The organism is Roseomonas sp. TS2 (genome assembly GCF_058833935.1).
The window spans coordinates 1-10,753 of record NZ_JCACVY010000156.1 but is presented as its reverse complement, the minus strand read 5'-3'; the positions used below and the strand labels follow the sequence as shown (position 1 = coordinate 10,753).

The 10,753-nt window shown below is 72.6% G+C and carries 14 protein-coding genes; 6 read left to right on the top strand and 8 right to left on the bottom strand.

Annotation, left to right across the window (positions count from 1 at the left end; all coding sequences use genetic code 11):
- Window positions 1-463, bottom strand: a 463-nt coding sequence (locus ACZJYS_RS19080; protein WP_493179951.1) for a histidine phosphatase family protein, incomplete at its 3' end; no start/stop codon positions are given.
- A gap of 153 nt (window positions 464-616) precedes the next feature.
- Here ACZJYS_RS19080 and ACZJYS_RS19075 point away from each other — a divergent pair.
- From ACZJYS_RS19075 to ACZJYS_RS19065, 3 genes are read left to right on the top strand one after another with little or no spacing between them, the layout of a single operon-like run.
- On the top strand, window positions 617-1,291 hold the full coding sequence (locus ACZJYS_RS19075; RefSeq protein WP_109515907.1) for a Tim44/TimA family putative adaptor protein: 675 nt from the start codon (window positions 617-619) through the stop codon (window positions 1,289-1,291).
- A 5-nt stretch (window positions 1,292-1,296) separates the two neighbouring features.
- Window positions 1,297-2,382: a murein transglycosylase A gene (gene mltA / locus ACZJYS_RS19070; protein WP_493179950.1), complete on the top strand. Its 1,086-nt coding sequence runs from the start codon at window positions 1,297-1,299 to the stop codon at window positions 2,380-2,382.
- Between the two features lie 47 nt (window positions 2,383-2,429).
- Entirely contained in the window at window positions 2,430-3,191 is a 762-nt protein-coding gene (locus ACZJYS_RS19065; RefSeq protein WP_109515909.1) for a (Fe-S)-binding protein, read from the top strand.
- Window positions 3,192-3,319: 128 nt separating this feature from the next.
- Here ACZJYS_RS19065 and ACZJYS_RS19060 read toward each other — a convergent pair whose 3' ends face one another.
- The gene (locus ACZJYS_RS19060) at window positions 3,320-4,195 is read right to left on the bottom strand and encodes an alpha/beta hydrolase (protein ID WP_493179949.1); all 876 of its coding nucleotides are present in this window, start codon (window positions 4,193-4,195) and stop codon (window positions 3,320-3,322) included.
- A 155-nt stretch (window positions 4,196-4,350) separates the two neighbouring features.
- Between ACZJYS_RS19060 and ACZJYS_RS19055 the strand changes: the two genes are divergently transcribed.
- The gene (locus ACZJYS_RS19055) at window positions 4,351-4,557 is read left to right on the top strand and encodes a ParD-like family protein (RefSeq protein WP_493179948.1); all 207 of its coding nucleotides are present in this window, start codon (window positions 4,351-4,353) and stop codon (window positions 4,555-4,557) included.
- 84 nt (window positions 4,558-4,641) lie between these two features.
- Window positions 4,642-5,052: a nuclear transport factor 2-like protein gene (locus ACZJYS_RS19050; protein ID WP_493179947.1), complete on the top strand. Its 411-nt coding sequence runs from the start codon at window positions 4,642-4,644 to the stop codon at window positions 5,050-5,052.
- 32 nt (window positions 5,053-5,084) lie between these two features.
- Here the strand turns inward: ACZJYS_RS19050 and ACZJYS_RS19045 are convergent, their stop codons facing one another.
- The 6 genes from ACZJYS_RS19045 to ACZJYS_RS19020 form a co-directional block, all read right to left on the bottom strand.
- Window positions 5,085-5,786, bottom strand: a complete 702-nt coding sequence (locus tag ACZJYS_RS19045; protein ID WP_109515912.1) for an ABC transporter ATP-binding protein — start codon at window positions 5,784-5,786, stop codon at window positions 5,085-5,087.
- Between the two features lie 5 nt (window positions 5,787-5,791).
- Window positions 5,792-6,550: an ABC transporter ATP-binding protein gene (locus tag ACZJYS_RS19040; protein ID WP_493179946.1), complete on the bottom strand. Its 759-nt coding sequence runs from the start codon at window positions 6,548-6,550 to the stop codon at window positions 5,792-5,794.
- Window positions 6,547-7,560, bottom strand: a complete 1,014-nt coding sequence (locus ACZJYS_RS19035) for a branched-chain amino acid ABC transporter permease (protein WP_493179945.1) — start codon at window positions 7,558-7,560, stop codon at window positions 6,547-6,549. Before ACZJYS_RS19035 ends, ACZJYS_RS19040 begins: the two co-directional genes overlap by 4 nt.
- Window positions 7,553-8,467, bottom strand: coding sequence for a branched-chain amino acid ABC transporter permease (locus tag ACZJYS_RS19030; RefSeq protein WP_493179944.1), 915 nt, complete (start codon window positions 8,465-8,467; stop codon window positions 7,553-7,555). The genes ACZJYS_RS19035 and ACZJYS_RS19030 overlap by 8 nt, the downstream gene beginning before the upstream one ends.
- 99 nt (window positions 8,468-8,566) lie before the next feature.
- A complete protein-coding gene (locus ACZJYS_RS19025; RefSeq protein ID WP_493179943.1) occupies window positions 8,567-9,766 on the bottom strand; it encodes an ABC transporter substrate-binding protein in 1,200 nt (399 codons plus the stop codon).
- Between the two features lie 154 nt (window positions 9,767-9,920).
- On the bottom strand, window positions 9,921-10,097 hold the full coding sequence (locus tag ACZJYS_RS19020) for a hypothetical protein (RefSeq protein WP_181378006.1): 177 nt from the start codon (window positions 10,095-10,097) through the stop codon (window positions 9,921-9,923).
- A 105-nt stretch (window positions 10,098-10,202) separates the two neighbouring features.
- Here ACZJYS_RS19020 and ACZJYS_RS19015 point away from each other — a divergent pair.
- A partial coding sequence (locus ACZJYS_RS19015) for a trypsin-like serine peptidase (protein WP_493179942.1) occupies window positions 10,203-10,753 on the top strand: 551 nt, incomplete at its 3' end.

Here is a 10,753-nt window from a genome sequence, read left to right as displayed (position 1 = left end):
TGATGAACCCCCAATGGCTGACGACGAGGGTGTGCGCCCAGTCCGCCAGCGCGCCCATCTCGGCGCGGAACAGGCGGGCGCGGTCCTCCACCTGCCTGGCGGGTTCCTCGGTGGCGGGCCACCACACCTCGTCGATGTGGGAGAAGTCCAGTTCCGGCCACTGCATCGCCAGGGCGGCGCAGGGGGAGCCGATGTCGCAGGTGAAGGCATAGCGCTCGCGCACCAGCGGGTGCACCAGCACCGGCAGGCCGAGGCGGCGGGCCAGCGGCGCCGCCGTCTCCAGCGCCCGGGTGTAGGGGCTGGCAATGATGCGGCGGATATCCTCGCCCGCCAGGGCCTCGGCCGCCTGCTCGGCCTGGTGGCGGCCGAGGATGGTCAGCTTCGGGTCCTTGATGCCCGGATCGCGGCGGGTCGCGCTGAAATGCAGGTTGAACTCGCTCTGGCCGTGACGCAGCAGGATCATCGCGGAACTCCGGAGGGGACGGGCTGGCAGTAACGGCAGGCGGGTGGGGCGGCAAGATGTCGGCTTTATGACGTGCGCCGGGCGGGTTGGGCAGGCGGGGGCCGTTGCGGTGGCGCCGCATGACCCCTAAGTGATGCACATGAGGAGAATGCAATGTCCGGCGGATTTCCGGTCGATCTGATCCTGTTCGCCATGGTGGCGGCCTTCCTGGTGCTGCGGCTGCGCAGCGTCCTGGGCCGCCGGCAAGGCTTCGAGCGGCCGCCGCAGGAGCGTCCCGTCCCCGGCCAGGGCATGCCCGGCCCGGCGGAATCGGACGCGCCGCAGATGCCGCCGCCGCCGGTGGCCGGCGCGCCGCGCCTGGCGATCCCGGATGCGCGCTCGCCCGTCGGGCAGGCGCTGCAGCGGATCCGGCAGGCCGATGCCGGCTTCGACCCGGCCGCCTTCCTGGCCGGGGCGGAGGGCGCCTTCCGCATGATCGTCGCCGCCTTCGCCAAGGGCGACCGCGAGACGCTGCGCAACCTGCTCTCCGCCGACACCTATGCCGGCTTCGAGCAGGCGCTGGTGACGCGCGAGACGGCGGGCGAGCGGCAGCGCACCGAGATCCGCGCCGTGCACGACATGGCCATCGAGGCCGCCGATCTGCGCGGCAGCGTGGCCGACATCACCGTGCGCATCATCTCGGACCAGGTGAACGTCACCACCGGCCCGAATGGCGACATCGTCTCGGGCGCCGAGGCGGTGACCGAGCTGACCGACATCTGGACCTTCCAGCGCGACCTGAGCAGCGCCGACCCGACCTGGAAGCTGGTCGGCACCCACGCCGCCTGAGCCGCGTGGCACGCCCGCCGGCCGGCCGGGGCCTCCGCCCCGGCCGCATCGCCGCCTTCGCCCTGCTCTGCCTGCTGGCCGCCTGCGCCGTGCCGCCCCGCCATGTGGCGGAGCTGCCGGGCTGGGGCGAGGACAGTCTGGCCGAGGCCATCCCCGCCTTCATCGCCGGCTGCCGCCCGCCCGCCCTGCCGGAAGCGCTCTGCGCCGAGGCCGCGGCCCTGCCGCGCGGCGACAACGCCGCCGCCCGCGCCTTCTTCGAGCGCCGCTTCACCCTGCGCGCCGCCGGCGAGGGGCTGATGACCGGCTATTACGAGCCGGAGCTGCGCGGCGCCGCCAGCCGCGGCGGCCCCTACACCATCCCCCTGCACGGCCGCCCGTCCGACTTGGTGGAGGTGGATCTCGGCCGCTTCGCGCCCGACCTGCGCGGCCGCCGCACGGCGGGGCGGGTGGAGGCGGGGCGTCTGGTGCCCTACCCGGACCGCGCCGCCATCGAGGCCGGCGCGGTGGAGGCGCCGGTCCTGCTCTGGGTGGACGACGCGGCGGAGAAGTTCTTCCTGCAGATCCAGGGCTCCGGCCGCGTGGTGCTGCCGGACGGCTCCGTCCGCCGCATGGGCTATGCCGCGCAGAACGGCCGCGCCTATGTGCCGATCGGCCGGCTGCTGGCCGAGCGCGGCGAGATCCCGCGCGAGCAGGTGTCGATGCAGAGCATCCTCGCCTGGCTGGAGGCGGCCGGGCCGGAGCGCGCCCGTGCCCTGATGGCGGAGAACCCCTCCTACGTCTTCTTCCGCGAGGCCAGCGCGCGGCCCGAGCAGGGGCCTTCCGGCTCGCTCGGCGTGCCGCTGACGCCGCTGCGCTCGATCGCCGTGGACCGTGGCGAGATCCCGCTCGGCAGCCCCGTCTGGATCGTGGCGAAGCACCCGCTGACAGGCGCGCCGATCCGCCGGCTGGTGCTGGCGCAGGACACCGGCGGCGCCATCAAGGGCCCGGCGCGGGCCGATCTGTTCTGGGGCTGGGGCGAGGAGGCGGCCGAGGCCGCCGGGCGGATGAAGGAGACGGCCACGCTCTACGTGCTGGAGCCCGCCGCGCCCTGAGCGCCGGGCGCTTGCATCCGCCCCCGCCGCGGCTATCGTCCCCGCCCATGTCCGAGCCGAAGCCGCGCGTCGCCCTGTTCGTCACCTGCCTGGTCGATCTCTACCGGCCCTCCGTCGGCTTCGCCGCCATCCGCCTGCTGGAGCAGGCCGGCTGCCAGGTGGAGGTGCCCGCCTTGCAGACCTGCTGCGGCCAGCCCGCCTACAACAGCGGCGACCGCGCCACGGCGCGCGACCTGGCCCGGCCCGTCATCGACGCCTTCCTGCCCTACGACTTCGTCGTCGCCCCCTCCGGCTCCTGCGCCGGTATGATCGCGAAGCACTATCCCGGCCTGTTCGACAACGACCCGCACTATCGCGCCCGCGCCGAGGCGCTGGCGGCGAAGACGCATGAGCTGGTCTCCTTCCTGGTGGATGTGCGCGGCCTGGAGCGCGTCGCCGCCCGCCATGCCGGGGTGGCCGCCTACCACGATGCCTGCTCCGGCCTGCGCGAGCTGGGGGTGAAGGCACAGCCGCGCCGCCTGCTGGCGGGGGTCGAGGGGCTGACGGTGAAGGAGCTGGCCGAGCCGGAGCTGTGCTGCGGCTTCGGCGGCACCTTCTGCGTGAAGTATCCCGACATCTCCACCCGCATGGTGTCCGACAAGGTGAAGGACATCGAGGCGACGGGCGCCGACACGCTGCTGGCCGGCGACATGGGCTGCCTGCTGAACATGGCCGGCCGCCTGCACCGCCAGGGCAGCCCGGTGCAGGTGCGCCACGTGGCGGAGGTGCTGGCCGACATGACGCGGGATGTGCCGCCCATCGCGGGGTGAAGACGAAGGGTTCTTTTTTGGAAAAAAGAACCAAAAAACTTCTGTCAGTTTGGCGGTGCGCCAGCCACCGACGCGCCGCCAGACTCGAAAAGTCTTTTTGCTTCTTTTTCTTCAGAAAAAGAAGAATCTCATCGAAGACCCATGGCCCTGAGCACCGCCCGCGCGAGTGGCGTGTCGGCGCAGAGCTGGAAGACGATGTCGAAATGGTTGGAGCCGGCCGGCGCCGGCACGGCCGTCACGGCGCAGCCCGCCTCGGCGCAGTATTCGGCCTGCGCCCGGGTCTGCGCCTTGAACTCCGCGGTCTCCGTCTCGGCCACGGAGAAGACCAGCGGCGTGCCCGGCGCGGGAGGCGGCAGCAGGGCCGGCGAGTTGCGCACGGCGGCGGCCTCGTCCAGCCGCATCCACTCGTTCACGTGGCAGAGGCGGAGCGGCTCCAGCTCGTAGAGGCCGGAGAGCAGGGTGGCGCCGGCCACCGGGCGCGGCGGCAGGCCGAGGCCCGCGCTCCAGCCGCCCCCCGCCGCCAGCATGGCCGCGAGGTGCCCGCCGGCCGAGCTGCCGGCGACGTGGATTCGCGCCGGGTCGCCGCCGAAGCGGCCGATGTTGCCATGCAGCCAGGCCAGCGCCGCGCGGCATTGCCGCACGATCTCGTCGAGCGTTGCGGCGGGGGCGAGGGCGTAGTTCACCGCCACCACGCAGGCCCCGGCGGCGGTGAGGTAGGGCGCCATGAAGCCGGAATCGGCGGCGTCCAGCAGCCGCCAGTAGCCGCCATGGATGAAGACGAAGACCGGCGCCGGGCCAGGGGTGGCGGCGGGGTAGATGTCCAGCCGCTCGGGCTCCGTGGGGCCGTAGGGCAGGCCGATGCGCGCCCCCGGCAGCGCGGCCTTCGCCGCCTCGGTGCGGGCGCGGTACTCGGCCAGGATCGGCATGATGTCCGGCACGGTGGCGCGGGCGTTGTATTCGCGGTCCAGGGCGGCGCGGCCCATGCCGCGATAGGTGTCGGTCACCGGGGCATCTTCCTTCGTCTTCGTGTCGTTCTGGCGTGCCGTTCTGGACGGCAGGGCCTGATCAACAGGCCAGCCCTTCGAGAAGCCGGCCTGCATTGACCAGCGGGCATATGATTCATATACGGACCATGCGCTTCGCACAGGCTGGATGACCGATGGGACTCGTCAAGATCGATGAGCGGCTCCATGAGCAGGCCCGCCGCGCCAGCACGGTCATGTGCCGGTCGATCAACGCGCAGGCCGAGTTCTGGATGAAGATCGGCATGCTGGCCGAGGCAAACCCGGCCATGACTTTCAACGACATCGTCAGGACGCAGCTGCTGCAGGCGGAACATTGCCCCGTGCAGCCCACCAGGGCCTGAGCCGGCCGAAGGCGGGCCACACCGAATTCCAGCCACGCTGAATTTCCAGCCACGCTGAATTTCCAGCCACAGGGCAGTGTCAGAATGACCATTCAGGACGAGATCGGGACCTTCTTCGCCGGCTACCTCGATGCCTTCGCCCGCGGCGATGCCGATGCCCTGAGCGCATTGTGGGACCCGGTGGGGCTGTTCCCGGCGCCGGGCGGGAACTTCGCCATGGAGCGGCCGGCCTTCCGCGACCACTGCGTCAGGCTGATGGCGTTCTACCGCCAGCAGGGCGTGGTGCGGCCCGTGGGGCGGCTGCTGGCCTCCGCCGAGCTGTTCCCCGGCGTCGCGGAGGCGCGCATGGCCTACCGCATGCTGGGCGAGGGCGACGCGCTGATCGCCGAGTGGGAGCATGTCTACATCCTCCGCCGCGCGGATCGCTGGCGGGTGTCGCTGACGATCGCCGATGGCGAAATGGCGGCTTGGGCCGCGCGCGGCGCGGGGCTCTGAGGCCGCGCAGCGCTTGCAGGAACGTCCCCTGCCTACAGCCCGATCCACCCGCGCACCCGCGCCGCCTCCCGCGCCAGCGCGGCGCCGTCGCCGGTCCAGACGGTGCGGCCCTTCTCCAGCACGTGGTGCCGGTCCGCCAGCCGCGAGAGGGCGCCGAGATTCTTGTCGATCACCAGGATGGACAGGCCGCGCGCCTTCAGCGCCGCCAGCGTGGCCCAGATCTCGGCGCGGATCACGGGCGCCAGCCCCTCGGTGGCCTCGTCCAGCACCAGCAGGCGGGGGTTGGTCATCAGCGCGCGGCCGATCGCCAGCATCTGCTGCTCGCCGCCCGAGAGGGTGCGGGCATACTGCCCCGCCCGCTCTGCCAAGCGCGGGAACAGCGCGTAGATGCGCGCCAGGTCCCAGGGCTCGGGCAGGCCGAGGCGGTTGGCGGCGGTGGCGACGAGATTCTCCCGCACGGTGAGGGTGGGGAAGACCTGCCGCCCCTCCGGCACCAGCCCGATGCCGCGCCGCGCGATCGCCTCCGGCGTGGCCCCGGCCAGGCTCTCCCCGCCGAATTCCACCCGCCCGCCGCGCGGCGGGTTCAGCCCGAGCAGGGCGCGCACCGTGGTGGTCTTGCCCATGCCGTTGCGGCCGAGCAGCGTCGCCACCTCGCCCTCCCGCACCAGGAGGTCCACGCCGAACAGCACCTGGCTGTGGCCGTAGCCGGCGGTCAGGCCGGAGATCTCGAGCATCGGCCTCAGCCCTCCTCGTCCTCGGTGAGGTAGGCGGCGCGCACCGCGGGGTCGGCGCGGATCTCCTCCGGCGGGCCGGAGGCGAGGCAGCGCCCGTCCACCAGCACGGAGACGCGGTCGGCGAGCGCGAACACCGCCTCCATGTCGTGCTCCACCAGCAGGATCGCCATGCGGCCCTTCAGGCCGCGCAGCGTCTCGGTCATGGCGCGGGATTCGCTGGGGCCGAGGCCGGCCATCGGCTCGTCCAGCAGCAGCAGGCGCGGCGCGGCGGCCAGGGCGAGCGCCAGCTCCAGCTGCTTGCGCGCCCCGGCCGAGAGGTCGCCCGCCGGGCGCTCCCACAGCGCCGGCTCAACCCCCGCCTGCAGCAGCAGCAGCCGGGCGGGCTGGCGCAGCCGCTCGTCCCGCCGCGCGTCGCGCCAGAAGCGGAAGCTGTGGCCCTGCTGCGCCTGCACCGCCAGCGCCACGTTCTCCAGCGTCGTCGCCGCGTCGAGCAGCTGCACTATCTGGAAGGTGCGGGAGAGGCCGCGCCGCACCCGCCGCGCCGGCGGCAGGCGGGTGATGTCCCGCCCCGCGAACAGGATGCGCCCGGCATCGGGGCGGATCTCGCCGGTGATCTGGCCAATGGCGGTGCTCTTGCCGGCGCCGTTCGGCCCGATCAGCGCGTGCAGCTCGCCCATGCGGACGGCGAGGGAGAGGTCGTCGGTGGCGCGCAGCCCGCCGAAGCGCTTGTGCAGCCCCTCCACCAGCAGCAGCGGCGCGGTCATGCCTGCGCCCGCCCCGGGGCGCCCGGCCGGCGCAGCAGCGCCATCAGCCCGCCGCGCGCGAACAGCACCACCGCGATCAGCAGCGGCCCCAGCACGAACTGCCAGTGCTCGGTGAGGCCGGCCAGCCAGTATTCCAGCCCGACCAGCGCGATGGCGCCCAGCACCGGCCCCATCAGCGTGCCGACGCCGCCCAGGATAACCATGATCATCAGCTCGCCGGACTTGGTCCAGGCGAGCATGTCGGGGCTGACGAAGCGCGCGTAGTTGGCCATCAGCGCGCCCGCCAGCGCCGCGCCCATGCCGGAGAGGATGAAGGCGGCGAGCTTGTAGGGATAGGGCGCGATGCCGAGCGCCTGGAGCCGCCGCTCGCTCTGCCGCGCGCCGGAGAGCACCTGCCCGAAGCGCGAGCGCGTGACGCGCCGCAGCAGCAGCAGCCAGGCCACCAGCAGGCCGAGGCAGAGCCAGTAGAGCTGCGCCGCGTCCCGCAGGTTGAGCCCCGGGAACTCGCCCTGGCGGCGCACGCTCAGCCCGTCGTCGCCACCATAGGCCTTCAGCGAGACGAACAGGAAGAACAGCATCTGCGCGAAGGCCAGGGTGATCATGATGAACTGCACGCCGCGGGTGCGCAGCGAGAGCGCGCCAATCAGCGCCGCCCCTGCGCCGCCCACCGCCATGGCGGCCAGCAGCGTGACCGGCAGCGAGGTGGTGCCGGGGATGAAGCCCCAGAGCGGCTCCTGCCAGGACCAGTGGGCGTAGAGGATGCCCACCGTGTAGCCGCCGAGGCCGAAGAAGGCGGCATGGCCGAAGCTGACCATGCCGCCATAGCCCAGCACCAGGTTCAGCGCGCTGGCGGCGATGGCGTAGATGGCCATGCGGGTGGCGAGGCCGGTGCTGGCCGGCGTGCCCAGCGCCTCGGCCGCCCAGGGCAGGGCGATGGCGAGCGCCAGCAGTGGCGGCAGCGCCAGCCAGCCGGGGGAGGGGCGGCGGGCGCGGCGGAACATCCTACGCATGGGCGGGGAACAGCCCGCGCGGCCGCAGCAGCAGCACCAGCGCCATCAGCAGATAGACCCCCATGGAGGCGAGGCCGGCGGCCAGCGCGTCGGCGTCCGGGCCCTGCATGGCGCCGCGCAGCAGGGCGGGCAGGTAGGCGCGCAGCAGCGTGTCCACCAGCCCCACCAGCAGCGCCCCCGCCAGCGCCCCGCGCACCGAGCCGATGCCGCCGATGACGACGACGACGAAGGTCATGATCAGGATCTGCTCCCCCATGCCGACCTGCACGGAGAAGATCGGCCCCGCCATCAGCCCGGCCAGCCCCGCCAGCAGCGCGCCGAGGCCGAAGACCAGGGTGTAGAGCTTCCGCACATCGACGCCGAGGGCGCGGACCATCTCCCGGTGCGTGGCGCCGGCGCGCACCAGCATGCCGGTGCGGGTGTGTTGGATCAGCCCGTACAGCCCCGCCGCCACCAGCAGCCCCACGGCCAGGATGGCCAGCCGGTAGGCCGGGTAGGGCACGCCGGGGATGATCTCGACCGCGCCGCGCAGCCCCTCGGGGATGTCCACGAAGAGCGGCTGCCGGCCGAACAGCAGGATGGCGCCCTGGTTGAAGAACAGGATCAGCCCGAAGGTGGCCAGCACCTGGTCCAGGTGGTCGCGCGCATAGAGGCGGCGCAGCACCAGCAGCTCCACCGCCATGCCCGCCAGCGCGGCGGCCGCGAGGCCCGCCGGCACCGCCAGCAGCGCCGAGCCGGTCTGTGCCGCCACCCAGGCGGCGGCGAAGGCGCCCACCATGTAGAGCGAGCCGTGCGCCAGGTTGATCACGCCCATGATGCCGAACACCAGCGTCAGGCCTGCGGCCAGCAGGAACAGCATGACGCCGAGCTGCAGGCCGTTCAGAAGCTGCTCCAGCAGCAGGACCATCAGACAGACTCCGAAAGCGCCGGGGGAATGAATCCCCCCGGGCCCCCTTCCTTTATTTCCGCAAGCTCCCGGGCGCGCCTGCGGCGACGCCCGGCCCTATCACATCCGGCATTGGCCGGCGTAGGCGTCGGTGTGGTTCTCCAGCACCTTGCCCTTGGTCACCAGGGCGGGCTTGCCGTCGGCGCCGCGCTCCACCTTCAGCAGGAACCAGTCCTGCACCGGGTGCTGGTTGGCGCCGAAGGCGAAGCGGCCGCGCGGGCTCTCGAAGGACGCCGGCTGCATCGCCTTCCGGAAGGCGGCGAGATCCTCGACGCTGCCGCCCGTGCCCTTCAGCGCGGCGCCGATGGCCAGCGCCGTGTCGTAGCCCTGCTGCGCGTAGTAGGTGGGGGTGCGGCCGTACTTGGCGGTGAAGGCCTCGACGAAGCGGCGGCTGGCCGGGTTGTCGAAGTCGCTGTTCCACTGCGCCGTGACGTTGATGCCGAGCGCCGCCTCGCCCACCGCGGCGAGGGTGGTGCTGTCCATCGAGGGCGAGGCCAGCACCATCGGCGTGGTGGCCGAGAGCCCGGCCTGCACATACTGCTTCAGGAAGGCGATGCCGAGGCCGCCGGGGTGGAACTGGTACACCGCGTCCGGCTGCGCGGCGCGGATCTGCGCCATCTCGGCGGCGTAGTCGGTCTGGTCGAGGCGGGTATAGACCTCGCCGGCGATCTGCCCCTTGTAGAAGCGCTTGAAGCCGGTGATGGCGTCCTTCCCCGCCTGGTAGTTGGGGGCGAGGATGAACATGCGCTTGAAGCCGAGATTCATCGCCGCCTGCCCGGCGCTCTCGTGCAGGCTGTCATTCTGCCAGGCGACGGACCAGAAGTTGCGGTGGCACTCCCGCCCGGCGAAGGTGGAGGGGGAGGCGTTGGGGCTGACATAGATGCCGTCGGAATCCAGCACGTCCGGCGCCACGGCGCCGAGCACGTTGGAGAACACCACGCCGGTCATCAGCCGGATCTTCTCGTTCTTCAGGAAGCGCTCGGCGATCTGCTTGCCCTGGCCGGGCTTCAGCGCGTCATCCTCCACCAGCAGCCGCACCGGCGTGCCGCCCAGCCTGCCATCCTCCATCTCCATGGCGAGGGCGAAGGCATCCCGGATGTCCTGGCCGAGATAGCCGCCCGGGCCGGAGAGGGTGGTGATCATGCCGATCTTGAGTGCCGCGCCCTGTCCGGTGGCCGATTGGGCCAGGGCAGGGCGGGCCAGCAGAGGGGCCATCGCCGTCGCGCCGGCCGCGCGCAGCAGGGTCCGCCTTTCGATCATCCCAGGTCTTCCCGTCCGAAGGTTTCCCTCGTGCTTAAACCGTCTCACGCGGAGGGCGAAGGGCAAACCTGATCGGGGCCGGCAACCATCGGCCGGGGCGGCCCCTCCGGAAGGCAGGCGGGAAAGGGCGCGGGCGGGCCGCCCGCCTGGCGCGCTAGCGGTTGGCGATTCCCCGCATGTAGCGGCGCTCCGGCCGATAGGCGCCTTGCAGCAGCCATTCGCGCAGGAGGCGGATCAGGCGGGCCTGGAAGCGGCGGGAAGAGGCGAAGCGCATATCAAAAACCGTCCCGAAGATCTGATATTTCATGTTTGCCGCAGGATGCGTGAACATTCTGTAAATGCGGAACGTTGCCAGAAGATGCACAGCCAACGCCGGATTTGATTCGCCAGCCCAGGCTGCGGGCGCCACACCCGGCCGATGCCACGACCGCGCCTGATGCCTGCCCTCCTGCCCGCCTTCCTGCTGAGCCTTGCCGCGGCCGCGGTGGCGGCCAACCCGCTGTTGCCCGGCGTGGGCGAGGCGGACCCGCGCCGCGGGGTGGATGTCTCGGCGGCGCCCTGGCGGGCCTTCGGGCGGGTGCAGACGGAGCTGGGCGGCCGCTGCACCGGCGTGCTGGTCGGCCCCCGCCATGTGCTGACGGCGGCGCACTGCCTGGTCGCGCCGCGCGCCGCCGCGCTGGTGCAGCCCGGCTCGGTGCATTTCCTGCGCGGCTACCGGATGGGGGAATGGACCGGCCAGGCGCGCGTCGTGGCCTACCGGACCGGCCCGGGCTTCGAGGCGGCGCGGCGTGGCCCGGCGGGCGCGGACTGGGCGCTGCTGACCCTCGACCGGCCCCTCGGCGAGGCGGATGAGGCGTTGCCGCTGCTGCGCGTGGCCCCGGCGCCGGGCACCGCCCTTCTGCTCGGCGGCTACCAGCAGGACAGGCCGGAGGTGCTGATGGCGGATTCCGGCTGCCGCGTCCTGGCCGCGGCGCCGCTGCTGCTGCA

Coding starts and splice junctions, on each gene's coding strand:
- ACZJYS_RS19075 (WP_109515907.1), top strand. CDS start 617: ATGTCCGGCGGATTTCCGGTCGATCTGATCCTGTTCGCCATGGTGGCG.
- ACZJYS_RS19065 (WP_109515909.1), top strand. CDS start 2,430: ATGTCCGAGCCGAAGCCGCGCGTCGCCCTGTTCGTCACCTGCCTGGTC.
- ACZJYS_RS19055 (WP_493179948.1), top strand. CDS start 4,351: ATGGGACTCGTCAAGATCGATGAGCGGCTCCATGAGCAGGCCCGCCGC.
- ACZJYS_RS19050 (WP_493179947.1), top strand. CDS start 4,642: ATGACCATTCAGGACGAGATCGGGACCTTCTTCGCCGGCTACCTCGAT.
- ACZJYS_RS19045 (WP_109515912.1), bottom strand. CDS start 5,786: ATGCTCGAGATCTCCGGCCTGACCGCCGGCTACGGCCACAGCCAGGTG.
- ACZJYS_RS19040 (WP_493179946.1), bottom strand. CDS start 6,550: ATGACCGCGCCGCTGCTGCTGGTGGAGGGGCTGCACAAGCGCTTCGGC.
- ACZJYS_RS19035 (WP_493179945.1), bottom strand. CDS start 7,560: ATGCGTAGGATGTTCCGCCGCGCCCGCCGCCCCTCCCCCGGCTGGCTG.
- ACZJYS_RS19030 (WP_493179944.1), bottom strand. CDS start 8,467: ATGGTCCTGCTGCTGGAGCAGCTTCTGAACGGCCTGCAGCTCGGCGTC.
- ACZJYS_RS19025 (WP_493179943.1), bottom strand. CDS start 9,766: ATGATCGAAAGGCGGACCCTGCTGCGCGCGGCCGGCGCGACGGCGATG.
- ACZJYS_RS19020 (WP_181378006.1), bottom strand. CDS start 10,097: ATGTTCACGCATCCTGCGGCAAACATGAAATATCAGATCTTCGGGACG.